The 16,843-nt window shown below is 26.9% G+C and carries 13 protein-coding genes, 1 riboswitch and 1 other annotated feature; of the genes, 8 read left to right on the top strand and 5 right to left on the bottom strand.

Annotated features, from left to right (window positions below; genetic code table 11):
- Positions 1-87 precede the first annotated feature (87 nt).
- Both thrB and thrC read right to left on the bottom strand, forming a co-directional pair.
- Complete coding sequence (gene thrB, locus ACTG48_RS11455) at positions 88-981, bottom strand: homoserine kinase (protein WP_021384974.1); 894 nt, start codon at positions 979-981, stop codon at positions 88-90.
- Between the two features lie 9 nt (positions 982-990).
- A complete protein-coding gene (gene thrC / locus ACTG48_RS11450; RefSeq protein ID WP_479916907.1) occupies positions 991-2,472 on the bottom strand; it encodes a threonine synthase in 1,482 nt (493 codons plus the stop codon).
- A gap of 105 nt (positions 2,473-2,577) precedes the next feature.
- Positions 2,578-2,809: a binding site (T-box leader), on the bottom strand.
- Positions 2,810-3,678: 869 nt separating this feature from the next.
- Between thrC and trxB the strand changes: the two genes are divergently transcribed.
- The gene (gene trxB / locus ACTG48_RS11445) at positions 3,679-4,587 is read left to right on the top strand and encodes a thioredoxin-disulfide reductase (protein WP_021384962.1); all 909 of its coding nucleotides are present in this window, start codon (positions 3,679-3,681) and stop codon (positions 4,585-4,587) included.
- Between the two features lie 89 nt (positions 4,588-4,676).
- Here trxB and typA read toward each other — a convergent pair whose 3' ends face one another.
- Entirely contained in the window at positions 4,677-6,500 is a 1,824-nt protein-coding gene (gene typA, locus ACTG48_RS11440) for a translational GTPase TypA (protein ID WP_021384963.1), read from the bottom strand.
- 210 nt (positions 6,501-6,710) lie between these two features.
- Between typA and ACTG48_RS11435 the strand changes: the two genes are divergently transcribed.
- The 6 genes from ACTG48_RS11435 (at position 6,711) to ACTG48_RS11410 (ending at position 12,800) form a co-directional block, all read left to right on the top strand.
- Positions 6,711-6,953 carry a hypothetical protein gene (locus tag ACTG48_RS11435; RefSeq protein WP_021384973.1) on the top strand — a complete coding sequence of 81 codons (243 nt, stop codon included), beginning with the start codon at positions 6,711-6,713 and terminating at the stop codon, positions 6,951-6,953.
- A 148-nt stretch (positions 6,954-7,101) separates the two neighbouring features.
- Entirely contained in the window at positions 7,102-7,293 is a 192-nt protein-coding gene (locus ACTG48_RS11430; protein ID WP_003424459.1) for a hypothetical protein, read from the top strand.
- A 290-nt stretch (positions 7,294-7,583) separates the two neighbouring features.
- On the top strand, positions 7,584-10,082 hold the full coding sequence (locus ACTG48_RS11425; RefSeq protein ID WP_479916906.1) for a heavy metal translocating P-type ATPase: 2,499 nt from the start codon (positions 7,584-7,586) through the stop codon (positions 10,080-10,082).
- A gap of 159 nt (positions 10,083-10,241) precedes the next feature.
- Positions 10,242-10,910, top strand: coding sequence for a response regulator transcription factor (locus tag ACTG48_RS11420; protein WP_003424455.1), 669 nt, complete (start codon positions 10,242-10,244; stop codon positions 10,908-10,910).
- Positions 10,894-12,171 carry a sensor histidine kinase gene (locus ACTG48_RS11415; protein WP_021385000.1) on the top strand — a complete coding sequence of 426 codons (1,278 nt, stop codon included), beginning with the start codon at positions 10,894-10,896 and terminating at the stop codon, positions 12,169-12,171. Before ACTG48_RS11420 ends, ACTG48_RS11415 begins: the two co-directional genes overlap by 17 nt.
- Positions 12,172-12,578: 407 nt before the next feature.
- Complete coding sequence (locus tag ACTG48_RS11410; protein ID WP_021384971.1) at positions 12,579-12,800, top strand: hypothetical protein; 222 nt, start codon at positions 12,579-12,581, stop codon at positions 12,798-12,800.
- A 244-nt stretch (positions 12,801-13,044) separates the two neighbouring features.
- Here the strand turns inward: ACTG48_RS11410 and ACTG48_RS11405 are convergent, their stop codons facing one another.
- Positions 13,045-13,809, bottom strand: a complete 765-nt coding sequence (locus tag ACTG48_RS11405; protein ID WP_479916905.1) for a DeoR/GlpR family DNA-binding transcription regulator — start codon at positions 13,807-13,809, stop codon at positions 13,045-13,047.
- A 272-nt stretch (positions 13,810-14,081) separates the two neighbouring features.
- On the opposite strand from ACTG48_RS11405, the gene fsa reads away from it, so the two are divergent.
- Positions 14,082-14,756, top strand: coding sequence for a fructose-6-phosphate aldolase (gene fsa, locus ACTG48_RS11400; protein ID WP_479916904.1), 675 nt, complete (start codon positions 14,082-14,084; stop codon positions 14,754-14,756).
- A gap of 127 nt (positions 14,757-14,883) precedes the next feature.
- Here the strand turns inward: fsa and ACTG48_RS11395 are convergent, their stop codons facing one another.
- Positions 14,884-16,278, bottom strand: a complete 1,395-nt coding sequence (locus tag ACTG48_RS11395; RefSeq protein WP_479916903.1) for an SLC13 family permease — start codon at positions 16,276-16,278, stop codon at positions 14,884-14,886.
- A gap of 386 nt (positions 16,279-16,664) precedes the next feature.
- A riboswitch (purine riboswitch) is annotated at positions 16,665-16,767 on the top strand.
- Positions 16,768-16,843: the final 76 nt, after the last annotated feature.

Raw genomic sequence — 16,843 nt, 5'->3', positions numbered from 1 at the left:
ATAATACTTAATATTATTACCTAGTCCTAATTATTATACTACAAATTATAATAAAAGAGTAGTTATATTTTATAGATGAGATGATAATTATATAATATTTAAAACGGCTCCATTAGAATCACAACATAACTCTTTTATTTCCCAATCAGATTTTAATTTTGATAGGTAAGCTTTCATATTATCTACAAAACTATCATCATTTTCTTTTATTAAAGACATTATAGTAGGGCCAGCTCCACTTAAAAAGACTCCAATACTATTTAATTGCTCAGATTTTTCAACAATATCACTGTAGTTTTCAATCAGAGTTCCTCTATAATCTTGATGTAATTTATCTTGACAAGCTACTTTAAGAAGGTCAAAGTTTTTGTTTAGTAGAGCCGATACAAGTAAAGCAACTCTGCTAACATTGAATACACCATCAGAATATGGTATTTCTTTTGGTAAAACACCCCTAGCTTTTTCAGTTGATAACTTAAAATTAGGTATCATTGCACAAAATTTAAGCTCATTAGGAATTTCTATAATATCATAGTGTATATTCTCGTTATCAGTCACAGAGACAATCATATTTCCTAAAATTGCAGGAGCAACATTATCTGGATGACCTTCTATTTCTGATGCTATATTTAGCAATTGACATTTGTCTAAATTAGCATTTGATAGAGCATTTGCTGCTATCACACCAGCTACTATGCAAGATGCACTACTACCAAGACCTCTACAAATAGGTACCTCGCTTTGAATTTTTATTTTGATACCAGTAGGTATTTTGTCTGGCTTAACTCTATCAAAAAAGTACTTCATAGATGTATAAACTAAGTTATTTTCGTTTTTATAGGCATCTTCACAGCCCTCTATTTCAAGACCACTTTCGATTTCTTCAATATAAAATTTATTATATATATTTAATGCAATTCCAAGACAATCAAATCCTGGACCTATATTAGCACTTGTTGCAGGAACTATAATCTCTAACATAATAATCACCTATACTTTCAAGAATTTTTTTATAGCTAGTTTTAATTCATCTTTTTCACAAATATCTTTATGTAGTATTTCTGCATCTTTAAGATTTTTAATAGGTTTTGGTATATCTATTTTAGAAATACTTGATAATCTATCAATTATAGCAAAGTCATCAAGCTTTTCAAAATCACAATCTATAGATTTTAGAACATCTTCAGAAAACTTAAATGGACTTGCAGTACTTACAATAACAGTTTTTGTGTTATCAGAAGTTTCTTTTTTGTACTTTTCATAACAATTGTATGCAACAGCAGTATGAGTATCTATTAAATAATTATAATTTTTAAATACGCTATTTATTGTTTCTTTAACTTCTTCTTCGTTTGAATATTCCCCATAAAATGAAGATAGATTTTTTTCCATATCTTCGTTTATTTTGTAGATTCCATTATTGTTAAGGTCTGATAGTAGTTTATTTACAATGTCAGTATTTCTATTTGATATCTCAAACAACAATCTTTCTAAATTACTAGATATTAATATATCCATAGAAGGAGAAGAAGTTAATTTTAATGTTCTATTTTTATCATAAACACCAGTTTTAAAGAAATCATAAAGAACATTATTATCATTTGATGCACATATTAATTTGTTTATTGGAAGACCCATTTGTTTAGCATAATATCCAGCTAAAATATTACCAAAATTACCAGTTGGGACAACAAAATTTATTTTATCATTTAACTTTATCTCTCCATTATCAACTAATTTCATATATGAATAAAAATAATATGCAACTTGTGGAAGAAGTCTTCCTATATTAATTGAATTAGCAGAAGATAATATATAGTTATTATCTAATAAATTTTGATTAAATTCTTTGTCAGAGAAAATTTCCTTTACACCAGATTGTGCATCGTCAAAATTTCCTTTTATACCAACTACATATGTATTTTTTCCAGTCTGAGTCTTCATTTGAAGCTTTTGTACTGCACTTACACCATCTTCTGGGAAGAATACAATTATCTTTATCTTATCAATATCCTTAAATCCCTCAAGTGCAGCTTTTCCTGTATCTCCAGATGTAGCTGTAAGAATTACAACATCTTTATCTAAATTATCTTTCTTAATAGATGTTTTAAGAAGATGAGGCATTATAGTAAGTGCCATATCTTTAAATGCTAAAGTTGGTCCATGATATAATTCCAAGAAATAAGTATCATTTACTTTATTTAATGGAGCTATACTAGTGCAATCAAACTTTTCATCATATGCATTTTCTATACAGCCCTTAATCTCATCTTCAGTAAAATTACATAAAAATTTACTAAGCACAAAAAATGCTATCTGAGAATACGTTAAATTCACTAAATCTATAAGTTCATTTTCAACATTTGGAAATTCACTTGGGACATAAAGACCACCATCATTTGAGATTCCCTTTATTATTGCTTGCGATGCAGTTACTTTTTCTTTGGTGCCTCTTGTACTTGAATAATACATTTCTATAACCCTCCATATATTTTAAATTTTTAATTAGCTAATTAAGTTAAGTACAGAATATTTTAAAAATTGGTTTTAGGTAATAAAAAAAGACCCTCATCCCTAAAAAGGGACGAGAATCTGTTTCCCGCGGTTCCACCCAAATTGATTTAAAAAAATCCACTTGATACTTTAACGTAAGTAATAAAAACGTCTATTCCTACTAAAATCATTGAGATAACTTCAGATAGAAGCTCATAGGTAGTTTTCAATCTTTCTAATTAGGGAAACATTTCAGCTAATAGTTTCCTTCTCTGGTAACCGATTCAGATTTACTCTTCCTAATCAAAGCCTTTCAATATTCTTAATATTATTAATTATTCTAGATTATAAAACAGACAAAGTCAAGCATTAATATAAAAATTTGGAAAAAATGTTTTTTAAATTGTAAAAAAATTGTAATCAAATTGAGTCAAATAAAAATATTTTTTTAACTTTTTTTAAATTCTTGGGAATCTGGATTTTCATAGTAGTGAAGCTGTTTTTAATATAATTAATTAAGAGAGAACAGTTACATCTCTGTAATATTACAGTTTTATATTACACTATATTACAAAAAAAGTTTACAAAACTTTAATTTGAAAAATGTAATTATATGGTATATGATATAAATATAAGCAAATAATGTTAATATTTAAACTATTAATCGTAATTGACTTAATAAAAGTATATAATTAATAATATTTAATTTGAAGAAATTGTTAATGTAAAATTACAGCTATATTCAAATTAAATTCACAAGTATTTCACATAATAATAGTATACTGTAAACAAAAGGAGGTATTAAATATGGGAATAGTACTTATAACAACAGCATTAGTTTTGGTTATGTATGGACTTTCAATTCTATCATATATATCAGAGAACAATATATTAGAAGACACTGTAAATGATAACCAATAAGGTTTTAAATTATATAAATGAGTAAGAACTGTAAATAAAAGTCAATTTTATTTGCAGTTTTTTTATATATTTGCAAAATAAAGTTAACTAATAAAAAATAATCATTATATTTAAATAAAGAATTATTAACTTTTAAACGAATGCTTTTTATCAACCAATAAAAAATAATGTTTTATTTATAGTATATATGGATAATAATAGTAAAGTATAAAGATAATGAGAATAATATATAAGAAATAATAATATAAAGAGAGGTAAAACGTTATGGTAGATATCATTGTAATTGGTGCTGGTCCAGCAGGTTTAACTTCAGCAATTTATGCTATGAGAGCAGGATTAAGTGTTACAGTATTTGAAAAAAGTATTTATGGAGGTCAAGTTGCAAGTACCTCTGAGGTAGAAAATTATCCAGCAGTTCAAAAAATTTCTGGGGTAGAATTTTCTAATAATATATACAATCAAGCTGTTGCTCAAGGTGTTGACATTCAGTTTGATGAAGTTGAAGAGATAAACTTAGAAGGAAAGATAAAGGTTGTAAAGACATCTTCAGGTGAGCATAAAGCAAAGGCTGTTATTCTTGCAAATGGAGTTGAAAGACGTAAACTAGGCTGTGTTGGAGAAGAAAAATTTACAGGTAGAGGGGTATCTTATTGTGCCACATGTGATGGGGCATTTTTTAAAGATAAAGAAGTAGCTATAGTAGGTGGAGGAAATACTGCTTTAGAAGATGCTTTATTTTTAGCCAATAATTGTACAAAAGTGTATTTAATTCACAGAAGAGATAGCTTTAGAGGTGAAGAAGTACTGGAGAAATCCGTGAAGGCAAGAAAGAATATTGAGATACTTTATAGTCATGGTGTAGAAAAAATAGAAGGAGAAAAGACTGTATCAAAAATAGAAGTAAAGAATTTAAAAACTGAAGAGAAAAGAATCATAGATGTGAGTGGTATTTTCATTGCTATAGGTCTTAAACCTAATAATAAAATGTTTGAAAATGTTCTTGACTTGGATGAAGGTGGGTATATAATTTCAGACGAATCTTGTACAACATCGGTAGAAGGTGTATATGTAGCAGGAGATAGTAGAACTAAATTTTTACGCCAGATAATAACAGCAGCATCAGATGGAGCAATCGCGGCTGTTCAAGCAGCTAATTATATAAATATTGAATAATATAAATTTAAAATAAAAATAGCCATATATACTTAAAGATATCTTTTAGTATATATGGCTATTTTAGTAACTAGAGATAAATATATGTTTTATTTACCTTGTCTAGATTTATTATATCTTAATCTATCATGTTCATTTAAGAATCTTTTTCTAAGTCTTATAGAATCAGGTGTAATTTCAACTAATTCATCATCTTCTATAAATTCTAGAGCTTCTTCAAGAGTAAATATTCTAGGAGGAGATAATTTTATAGCATCATCTGAACCAGAAGCACGAACGTTACTCATTTTCTTATTTTTACAAGGATTGACTACCATATCATCTTTTCTAGAATTCATACCGATTATCATACCTTCATAAACTTCTACACCAGGGTCTACAAACATTACTGCTCTATCACTTAAAGCATTAAGAGAATAACCCATAGTAACACCAGGTCCTTGTGCTATTAAAACACCATTTCCTCTTGAAGGTATTTCTCCTTTGAATTCTTCAAATTTTTCGAATGAACGAACTAGAGTACCTTCTCCACGAGTTGCATTTATAAATTCACTTCTATATCCTAAAAGACCACGAGTAGGTGCTAAGAATTCTATTTTTACATAGTCTCCTTCTATTGACATAGATTCCATCATACCTTTTCTTAAGTTCAATTCGTTTATAATAGTACCAGAATAAACTTCAGGACAGTTTACAACAACTCTTTCTACTGGTTCCATTAGTTTTCCATCTTCTTTATGCATTAAAACCTCAGGTTTAGAAACACCAATTTCATAACCTTCACGTCTCATATTTTCAAGTAGTATAGATAAGTGAAGTTCTCCACGTCCAGAAACTTTATATCCATCAGTAGTTTCAAGAGGTTCAACTTTAAGCCCTACATTTACTTCAAGTTCTTTTTCAAGTCTATCTTTTAAATGTCTAGTTGTAACGAATTTTCCACTTTTTCCAACAAATGGAGAGTCGTTTACCAAGAAGTTCATTGAAAGAGTAGGTTCTTCTATTCTTATCATCTCCATAGGTAGTGGATTATCTAAATCACATAGAGTTTCTCCTATAGATATATCTGGTATACCAGATATAACTACTATTTCTCCACTAGTAGCTTCATCAACTTCAACTTGTTTTAAACCTTCATATACAGAAAGTTTTGATACTTTTCCTTTAGATATAGCAGAATCTTCTCTACATATAGCAACTTGTGTATTACTTTTAAGAGTACCTTTATAAATTCTACCTATACCAAGTCTACCTACATAATCATCATATGCAAGAGCTGATATTTGGAATTGTAGAGGTTCATTGTCGTAATCAGGATAAGCCTCAACATGATTTACAATAGTTTTAAATAGAGGAGAAAGGTCTTCACTATCATCATCCATTTCAAGTTTAGCTATACCTTGTTTAGCTATACCATAAATTATAGGGAATTCACATTGTTCATCTGTTGCATTTAAGTCTACAAATAAATCGAAAACTTCATTAACTACTTCTTCCGCTCTTTGGTCTTTTTTATCAATCTTGTTTATAAATAATATTGGTTTTAAACCGAACTCTAAAGATTTTTGTAAAACGAATCTAGTTTGAGGCATTGGGCCTTCACTAGCATCAACTAATAAAATAACTGTGTCAACAGTTTTCATAACACGCTCAACTTCAGAAGAAAAGTCGCTATGTCCTGGAGTATCAACTATGTTTATTTTGTAATCTTCATAGTTTATTGCGCAGTTTTTTGAATATATAGTTATGCCTCTTTCTTTTTCAAGGTCGTTACTGTCCATAACGCAGTCTTTAACTACTTCGTTCTTTCTAAAAACACCACTTTGAGAAAGGAAAGCATCAACCAATGTTGACTTTCCAGCATCAACGTGGGCTATAACTGCGATATTTATAATTTTATGTTTTTGTGACATTTTTGTTGCTCCCTTCGATTAAAATAACTTACTAATTATATCACAATATACTATTAGGTACAAGGAGAAATAGATTAAAATGTATTAATATAGCTTAAATTGAGCAAAAATGCTAGTTTTGTATGTAAAAATTTATTCTGTTTAAAAAAAGTTTTTAGACAAATAATAACTTTATAAATGAAAATATTAATAAAAAGCAAAGGGTGATATATGTTGGAAGTAACCAAAATAATAATCAAGTATTTCGCTAGTGAAAGTGATACTTTCTTAAAAGAAGAGATTTGTAATTTTGATGAACTATTAGAATGGTCTCATAAATTTATTGAAGGCAAAAAGACAGAAGATGTTTTATATATAAAATCTAAAGAAAACTACAAAGTAAATGTAATTAAATCTTTAGAAATTAAAGAATTAGAAATAATAAGAAAACAGCAAATACCACCATACATGTAGTACTAAAAAACTATAAGATGGCTATATAATGTTGATAATATGATAAAAATGGAATATATGGAAATAATTTATAACAAAAAAGATTTTTATAAATTTTATATTTGGGTATAAAATTATTAATTAGACATTAATTAGGAGGAACTTAAATATGATAAGAGTATGTCCAAACTGTTCAAATGTGGATGTAAATAAGTTAAAAACTTTAGTTGGAGAAGAAAATGTAAAGACTGGTTGTATAGGTCAATGTAGAGCATTTAAAAAAGAAGCTGTTGGAATAATAGACAATGAGCTTGAAATAAAAGAAACAGAAGCAGAATTCTTCGAAGCATGTAAGGAATAAACTATAAATAGAATATAAATTATAAGAAATAGAGTATATAAATTGTACAAACATTAAACAATTTATATACTCTATTTTTATGTATATATTTAATTATGAGTATACTTTTCTAGTAAATACAAATAAATATAACTAATAAATTTATTTATAAAAAAAATATTGATTAAATATACCTATAGGGGGTATAATTAAAATATAGATTTCTAAATAAACAATTTATCAAGAGTACATATCAAAGTAAATAGTTATAAATTGATTGAAAATATGTTGAAAGAAAGGAAGGAATTATTATGAGTTCAAATAAAGTAGTAGAAAGCTATAAAATTACAGGTATGACATGTGCAGCTTGTGCAAAGGCAGTAGAAAGAGTAACCAAGAAAATGGATGGAGTATATGACCAAAGCGTAAATATAGCTACTGAAAAACTGAAAATAGAATATGACAATTCTAAAGTTAGCTTTGATGATATAAAACAGGTTGTAGAAAAAGCTGGATATGGAATTATAAAGGAAGAAAGCAATAAAAAAATTGATATGAAAATTGATGGAATGACATGTGCAGCTTGTGCAAAAGCTGTAGAAAGAGTAGTAAAAAAATTGGATGGAGTAGAGAGTATTAGTGTAAATATAGCAACAGATAAAGCTAATATAGACTACAATCCATCAAAGGTAAAATTATCTCAAATAAAAGCAGCTATTGAAAAAGCTGGATATAAGCCAATAGAAGAGGTAAGAGATAAGGTTGATGTAGATGAAGATAAATTAAGAAAAGAAAAAGAAATGAAGTCTTTATTTGTTAAATTTATAGTAGCAATAGTATTTGCAGTACCATTGTTTTATATAGCAATGGGACCTATGATAATAAAGCCTATAGGACCATGGCCTTTGCCAGAAATTATAAATCCTATGATGAATACTTTGAATTATGCATTAATTCAACTAGTTTTAGTAATACCAGTAATGATAGCTGGATATAAATTTTATATAAATGGATTTAAAGCACTTTTTTCATTAAGTCCTAATATGGACTCTTTAGTTGCAATTGGGACACTAGCAGCATTTTTGTATAGCTTATACACAACAATACAAATAGCAAATGGTCAAATTCAAGGTATGCACCATCATCAGTTGTATTATGAAAGTGCAGGAATAATAATAGCACTTATTTTACTTGGTAAATATCTGGAATCAAAATCAAAAGGAAAAACATCAGAAGCAATTAAAAAACTTATGGGATTACAGCCCAAAACTGCAATAGTATTAGTTGATGGTAAAGAAGTAGAAACTCCTATAGAAGAAGTAGAAATAGGAGATATAATATTAGTAAAACCAGGAACTAAAATACCTGTGGATGGAGTTGTAATAGAAGGGTATACATCAGTTGATGAATCAATGCTTACTGGTGAAAGTATACCAGTAGAGAAGAACGTTGGAAGTAGAGTTACAGGAGCTAGCATAAATAAAAATGGTGTTATTAGGTTTAAGGCTGAAAAAATTGGTGGAGATACAGCTCTTGCTCAGATAATAAAATTAGTTGAAGATGCTCAAGGTACAAAGGCACCTATTGCCAAACTTGCAGATACTGTGTCTGGATATTTTGTACCAATAGTAATTGCAATAGCAGTAGTGGCGTCATTATTGTGGTTTTTAGTAGGTGGAAAAGATATAGTCTTTGTACTTACTATATTTATATCAGTACTTGTAATTGCTTGTCCTTGTGCATTAGGTTTAGCAACACCAACTGCTATAATGGTTGGGACTGGAAAAGGTGCAGAAAATGGTATATTGATAAAAGGTGGAGAGGCACTAGAATCTGCACATAAAGTAAATACAGTAATATTTGATAAAACAGGAACAATAACAGAAGGAAAACCAAAGGTAACAGATATTGTATTAAATAATGTGGAAGAAGAATATCTTATTAAGATTGCTTCGAGTGCAGAAAAAGGTTCAGAACATCCACTTGGGGAAGCGATAGTTAAATATGGAGAAGAAGAAAATATAAAATTAGAAAAAGTTGATGATTTTAAAGCTATACCAGGTGCTGGTATACAAGTTATTATCAATAACGAAAATATATTACTTGGAAATAAAAAACTTATGAATGACAATAATATTGTCCTTGAAGCTTTAGAAGAAAAATCTAATGTATTGGCAAGTCAAGGTAAAACACCTATGTATATAGCTGTAGATGGAAAGTTAGCAGGAATAATTGCAGTGGCAGATGTAGTTAAAGAAAGTAGTAAAAAAGCAATAGAGATTCTTCATGATATGGGAATAAAAGTTGCAATGGTTACTGGAGATAATGTAAAAACTGCAAATGCTATAGCAACTCAAGTAGGTATAGATATGGTTTTAGCAGAAGTTTTGCCAGAAGATAAATCAAAAGAAGTTGAAAAGTTACAAAATCAAGGTAAGTTTGTTGCAATGGTGGGGGATGGAATAAATGATGCTCCAGCCCTTGCGAAAGCAGATATAGGAATAGCAATAGGTAGTGGAACAGATGTAGCGATTGAGTCTGCCGATATAGTGCTTATGAAGAGTGACTTGATGGATGTTCCAACAGCAATTAAACTTAGTCATGAAACTATAAAAAATATAAAACAAAATCTATTTTGGGCATTTGGATATAATACGATTGGTATACCTGTAGCAGCTGGATTGTTGTATGTATTTGGAGGACCTCTATTAAACCCAATGATTGCAGCAGCAGCTATGAGTTTAAGTTCAGTTTCAGTTGTTTCAAATGCACTTAGACTTAAAAATTTCAAGGCATATAAAAGAAACTAGACTAATAAGTTAAATAAAATGTATAAAAAAGAGCTATCTTTAAATTAAAAGAATTAATTTACAAATTAAGATAGCTCTTTTTTCATGTAAAATTCACAACAATGAGATAAAATATAAGTAATATAGGAAATTTTAAATAAAATAGAAAGGATTGATAGAATGAACTCGTCAATACTTGTAATTGAAGATGATTCAAATATACAAGAATTAATATCAGAATTTTTAAGTGCAGAAGGTTATCAAGTTGATACAGCTAATGATGGATTGGAAGGTATACAAAAGTTTAAACAAGGAAGTTATGATTTAGTAATATTAGATATAATGATGCCAAATCTAGATGGTTATGGGGTTTGTAAAATGATAAGAAAATCATCAAGCGTTCCAATTATATTTTTGACTGCTTTGAATGATGAAGGGGACCAACTTAAAGGGTTTGATTTAGAATGTGATGACTATATAACAAAGCCATTTTCATTTAATCTTCTTATAAAAAGAGTAGAAGCTATATTAAGAAGAAGTAACAAAACTATAAATGATAAATTTATAGTTTTTGAAAAATTAAAGCTTGATTTAAACACATATATAGCTGAGATAGATGGAGAACCTATAGAGCTTACACTAAAAGAATTTAATATATTGAAAGCTCTGATAGAGAAGTATCCTCAGGTTATAACTAGAGAAGGTCTTTTGGATAGTATATGGGGTTATGACTACTATGGAGATACTAGAATTGTTGATGCACATATAAAAAATATAAGAAAAAAAATATCATTACCATATATTAAAACTGTAAAAGGGATAGGATATACACTTGAGAAGGATATTTGATAAGTGGGAAAAGTTAAGCATAAAATATAAGTTATTTTCTATAACGACATCATTATTAATAGCATTAGCTTTAATAATATATCTAATTTTATATTTTTTATTGCCATCATATTATCATGAGTATAAAATTGAGTCTCTTCAAGAGAGTTTAAAATCTTTAGTAGATAGTTCAATTCACTTTGATACATATACTTTAGAAGAAAGACTTTATTATATGGCTAAAGACCAAAATCTAGCTATTTTATTAAAAGATAGTCAAGGAAAAATTGTATATGGAAAAAATGAAGTAGTTATTTTAAGATATAGTAAGTACATGATTAATAGTATTGAGGATGAATACAGAACATCTATACCTATATATACTAAAGATGCAAAAGATGGGCCATATACTTTAGAACTCGTTATGCCATTACAGCCAATTGATGAAGCAAACGAAGTTATAAGAAAGTTAATGCCATACATCATATCAATAGCGATATTAATAGCAATTATTGGAGCCTATATATATTCAATTGTAATAACAAAACCTCTTATAAATATAATAGAGAGTGAGAGAGAACAAGAATATAGAAGAAAGGATTTTGTCGCCACAATATCACATGAACTAAAAACTCCAATAACCATAATAAGTGGTCAAATTGAAGGTATGATTTATAGTGTAGGAAAGTATAAAGATAGGGATACTTATCTGAAAAAATCATATGAATGTACGCAAGAATTAAAAGATTTAGTAAATGAAATGATAGAAGTTTCAAAATCAGAGATACTTGAAAAAGATTTGAAATTGGTATCAATAAATATAACTGAGCTTTTAAATAGATTGGTAAAAAGACAAGTATTTTTAATAGAAGAAAAACATATGAAAACTATTTTAAATATAGAAGAAAACCTAGAAGTTAAAGCAGACCAAGAGAGAATAACTAAGGCAATTAATAATATAATAAATAATGCCATAAAATATTCTCCTGAGGGTTCAGAGCTTATAATTAGACTTTATGATAAAAATAAACGCATAAATAAAAAGACTTCTAATCAAAGAGTAGTTTTAGAAATTGAAAATACTGGTGTGACTATAGAGAAACGTTACTTGGAAGAGATATTTAATCCATTTTATAGAATAGAAAAATCTCGCTCAAGAAAAACTGGAGGAAGTGGGCTTGGACTTTATATAGTTAGTCAAATTTTTAAAAGTCATGGGTTTGATTATAGTATAAAAAACAAAGAAAACTCTGTAGTATTTACAGTTGAATTTAAAAGTTGATTTGTTTATATAAATAATATAAGTTTCAATAATAGTTCATTTTAAAATCATGAAAAATTCATACTAAAAATGTATTATATAAATATAAATAAAAGAAGTTTTAAACCATAAAATACACCAAACTATAATGATGAGATTCCCTTACATCCTCCATATAAGTCATCATTATAGTAATCCCAACAATTAAGTTACTGTGAATTTAAAAAATAACATCAAGTATATAATTTATGCTTGATGTTATTTTTATTTTGAAACAAAAAATATCTAATCTATTGAAATTTATATATTTAGATACTTTTAAATTACATTTAATGACTTAAAAATTATAATTGATATTACAAATAAATATATGCACTTTGGGAAAAATAAATATAAGAAATATTATATTTACAGAGGAGGTAGTTTTGATGGATAGATTAAAAAGAGACATGAAAAATATGAAAGAAGATATAAAAGAAGGTGTTAAAAAGACAGCTTATGTAATGAAGAATACTGCTGAGGATTTAAAAGATGATGCACAAGGTGCTATGGTAAATTTAGAAATGAAAAAAGATGAGATGATGGAAAGATACGAGCAAAAAAAATTTGCTAAAGAAATAGAAAAGCAAATGAAAGATGAAATGAAATAAGACTTTATTTATCTATAATACATTTATTCTGCTAATATATTAAAGTGAATAGTATTATTAAATTGTTTGTTAAAGAAATAGACTTTCTAAAAATAACTGTATTATATTTAGAAAGTCTATTTCAGATTAATTTTAACCATTAAATTCAATTATAAAATGATTGTTGTAGAATTAGGTTTTTTAAGGATATTTACAAAACAATAATATATATTTAGGTGTAAATATATAAAATCTGTAATTGAGTTTATAAAACATTTACATTAAATTCGGCTAAAGTATTTACTATATCAGGAGTAGGAGATTTTTCTGTAATTATAGAACTAATATCTTCTAAATGAGCAAATTTGAAGTTTCCATAAAATTTAAATTTTTTATCTTCCATAACTATAAACACTTTCTTACTTGAATTTATTATAGCTTTTTTTGTAAGACCATCTTCAATTTCAAAAGTTGTAAGTGAAGAGTTGAATACATCTACACCACAGCTACCCATAAAAGTCTTGTCAAATTTATATTTTGATATAAAGTCTATAGTTGGAGTACCAACAAAGCCATCTAAGCTAAGATTTAATAAACCCCCAGTAGAAATTATATTTAAATTATTTGGTTTTGAAGTAACTACATTTAGTATATCTAACATATTTGTGACCAGTGTTACCTTTTTATTGCTTTCAGCTAAAAGTTTTGCAAGTAATATATTAATTGTAGAGATGTCTAAAAATATAGTTTCTCTATCCATAATTAGATTAAATGCTTTTTCTGCTATTATTTTTTTTGTTGGAATGTTGATTTCTTTTCTATCTTTTGTATCTTGATTTTCTAGAGTTTCTCTGGCTAATACAGCCCCACCATAAATTCTTCGTATTGAAGAGATTTTTTCTATATTTTTTAAATCTTTTCTTATACAATCTTCTGTAACATTAAATTTAGAACTGAGTTCTTTTACAGTAACTCTGCCTTCTTTTTTTAGGATATTTAATATAGCTTGAATCCTTTCTTCTGCAAACATTTTTTCCCTCTTTTCCTAATGTAGTATTATAGTAAATATTATAAGATAAAATACAATATATCAACTATTTTAACATGGAATACAAAATTAATTTAATATAAAAAGTATATTTTTACTAATTATCTGTTTAGAATTTAATAAATAAAGAGATTATAAAATTAAATAAAAAATCAAAACAATAATAAAAAAGATAAAACAATAATAAAATTATTGAAAATAATACTAAATCAATATATAATAAGAATAAATAAAGATTAAAGGGGGATATTTTAATGCAACTAATCTTAGATACAGGTAATGTGGAGGAGATTAAGGAATTAAGTACTTGTTTACCAATAGATGGTGTAACTACAAATCCAAGTATTGTCTCAAAAGAAAAAAAGAATTTTAAGCAACTTATAAATGAGATAGGTGAGATTATAGGTGAGGATATGCCTATACATGCTCAAGTGCTAAGTACAAAGTATGAAGAAATATTAGAAGAGGCATTATATATAAGTAGTTTGAGAAAAAATATATATGTAAAAATACCTGTAACACAAGATGGTTTAAGAGCTATAAAAGACCTTCATAAAAAAGGGATAAAAATAACTGCTACTGCAATATTTACAGCACATCAAGGTTTTCTAGCTGCAAAAGCTGGAGCAAATTATATCGCACCTTATGTAAATAGACTTGATAATATATCTGGCGATGGAGTATCCATGGTTTCAGAACTTATAAAAATAATAGATACCTATAAAATGGATACAAAAGTACTTGCCGCTAGTTTTAAAAATGCACAGCAAGTTATAGAATTAATGCAACATGGAGTACATAGCGTTACAGTACCATATGATATTTGTAAAGCTATGATGAATCATCCATTGACAGACTGGAGTGTAGATAAGTTTATAGAAGATTGGGAGAATACTTTTGGAAAAGGTAGTAAAACAAATAATTTTTAGCATTATGATTAAAAAGTAGTTTTATGTACAATTATATAAGTAGACTTGTATGAAAAGATGAAAATATGAATTTTTTTTAATAATCTAAGCTATTATTATTTTAAGTTAATTCATATTTTCATCTTTTTTAGATTTCTAAACCTATAAGTTTCCACCATGGGAATGTCACGCATATTATTATAAAATAAGTTAAAGGAATCAGAGTTAAACCATACTTAAAAATAACATTGCTATTATATAGATTTTCACCATGCCCAACCATTATTGTGGCATGATGGAATGGTAATATGTATTGTATACTTACTATAATGTAGACAAATAGACACAAAGTAATGCTATTTTCTCTTAGTATGTGCAAACTACCAAGTAATGGTATTACCACAGATGATGTAGTAACAGCACTTCCTAGACATATGTTCAATACTATTGTCAGAGTTATTAAAAATAAGATTGAAATAATTTCTGAAGAGTTTGGTATAAACCTTATCAGATAATTTCCCATTATATCTACAACTCCAGAGTACTTTAATACTCCACCAATTGAAAATGCTGCTATGAAAAAAATAAGTACTTTCCAATTTATTTCTTTTAAAGTATTGAATCCAACTATTTTTCTCAGTGATAAAAGAAGTACACAAATTGACATTATAATTAGAGTATTTATGTTGTGCATAAACTGGGTTAAAAACATGAAAAACATTATTCCTAGGCATAAAAAAGTATATTTTTGTTCTTTATTTAATAAATTAAATTCCTTTTTAAAATTAGAATATGAAAACTGAAATTTATTGGAATCAAGATTTCCATGAGAAATAAATTCTATTGAAGATAATTCTTTTTTAAAGATAAAAATAAATAAAAAATAAGTTATAAAACATGTAATTATGGTTGGAACAGACATATAAAAAGCCCATTGACCCCAATTTATATTACAGTTTCCAAGTTCTAATACAACATAGTTTAAAAGAGTATCCCCATTTATAAAAAACATTGATGTAAATGTAGATGCTGTAAATATACTAAACAAAAGTATAGATTTTGAATCTTCAGTTATTTTCTGCTCTTTTAAAAACTCTTTGTAAAAAGCTGATACTAGAATAACCCTCGGAAATGGTTGTGGGATAAAAAATATTAACAATATACCCAAAATATATGATAAAAGAATCATTTTTTTAGGTGTATCTACAATATTTAAAATTAGTTTTTCAGAAATAATCTTTGCAACTCCTGTTTTTGTAACTGCATTAGTAATTATGTAGGCAAGGACTATTATATAAAAATTTTCTGTAAATAAAAATTGTAAAATTACATTTAAGGGTGCAATGTTAAAAATAAATGCTAGAATTACGAAAAATAATGCAACTACAGTTTTTTCAACAGAGTCTATAGCCCAAATTAAGATGGTTAAAAAAGATAAGCATATAGAAAATTTTATATTAAAACTGTAATTAAGAGAAAAATACAGAATTATTGTAGCTATGATAGTCATATAAAATTTTTTTGGCTTAAGAATAATACCCATTTTTATATTCACCTCCATAATTTATTATATCATAATGGAGGTAAATACATTTTATCAAAAGATTATTCATTGATTATATGATTTGCAATAACTTTAATTTTTTAATGCCCTTTATGGCATATAGTTAAATTCTTCACTTTATTTTTCTAAATAAAAAATTTATCAATTTATTATAATATAATCTTAGACTAAGTTTTATATTTCAATTATAAATAAATTGTATTAAAATATCATATATTTTTCGAAAATGTAAAGAATATAATTATAATCTGAATTAAAGAAATTAATACTTAATATAATCGAATATTAATACAAAATCAGTATAATATATACGTATATATTGACAAAATTAACTATATAAATTAAAATAATATTCGTAAAGAAAAAATAATGTTTTGTATTGTATAACATATAATTTTGACAATATGGGTCATAAGTTTCTACCGGAATACCGTAAATATTCTGACTATGTATACTATTATTTAGTTAATTAAATATTTAATTAACTGAATTATGAAGGATACGGCTCAGCTTATCAATTACTGTGTCGTTTTTTTGTAAAATT

This window comes from Clostridioides sp. LIBA-6822, assembly GCF_056688955.1.
This window is presented reverse-complemented; position numbering and strand designations above follow the sequence as displayed.

What these genes read in the sequence shown, in the direction of transcription:
- thrB (WP_021384974.1), bottom strand. Translation starts at nt 981, where the DNA reads ATGTTAGAGATTATAGTTCCTGCAACAAGTGCTAATATAGGTCCAGGA.
- thrC (WP_479916907.1), bottom strand. Translation starts at nt 2,472, where the DNA reads ATGTATTATTCAAGTACAAGAGGCACCAAAGAAAAAGTAACTGCATCG.
- trxB (WP_021384962.1), top strand. Translation starts at nt 3,679, where the DNA reads ATGGTAGATATCATTGTAATTGGTGCTGGTCCAGCAGGTTTAACTTCA.
- typA (WP_021384963.1), bottom strand. Translation starts at nt 6,500, where the DNA reads ATGTCACAAAAACATAAAATTATAAATATCGCAGTTATAGCCCACGTT.
- ACTG48_RS11435 (WP_021384973.1), top strand. Translation starts at nt 6,711, where the DNA reads ATGTTGGAAGTAACCAAAATAATAATCAAGTATTTCGCTAGTGAAAGT.
- ACTG48_RS11430 (WP_003424459.1), top strand. Translation starts at nt 7,102, where the DNA reads ATGATAAGAGTATGTCCAAACTGTTCAAATGTGGATGTAAATAAGTTA.
- ACTG48_RS11425 (WP_479916906.1), top strand. Translation starts at nt 7,584, where the DNA reads ATGAGTTCAAATAAAGTAGTAGAAAGCTATAAAATTACAGGTATGACA.
- ACTG48_RS11420 (WP_003424455.1), top strand. Translation starts at nt 10,242, where the DNA reads ATGAACTCGTCAATACTTGTAATTGAAGATGATTCAAATATACAAGAA.
- ACTG48_RS11410 (WP_021384971.1), top strand. Translation starts at nt 12,579, where the DNA reads ATGGATAGATTAAAAAGAGACATGAAAAATATGAAAGAAGATATAAAA.
- ACTG48_RS11405 (WP_479916905.1), bottom strand. Translation starts at nt 13,809, where the DNA reads ATGTTTGCAGAAGAAAGGATTCAAGCTATATTAAATATCCTAAAAAAA.
- fsa (WP_479916904.1), top strand. Translation starts at nt 14,082, where the DNA reads ATGCAACTAATCTTAGATACAGGTAATGTGGAGGAGATTAAGGAATTA.
- ACTG48_RS11395 (WP_479916903.1), bottom strand. Translation starts at nt 16,278, where the DNA reads ATGGGTATTATTCTTAAGCCAAAAAAATTTTATATGACTATCATAGCT.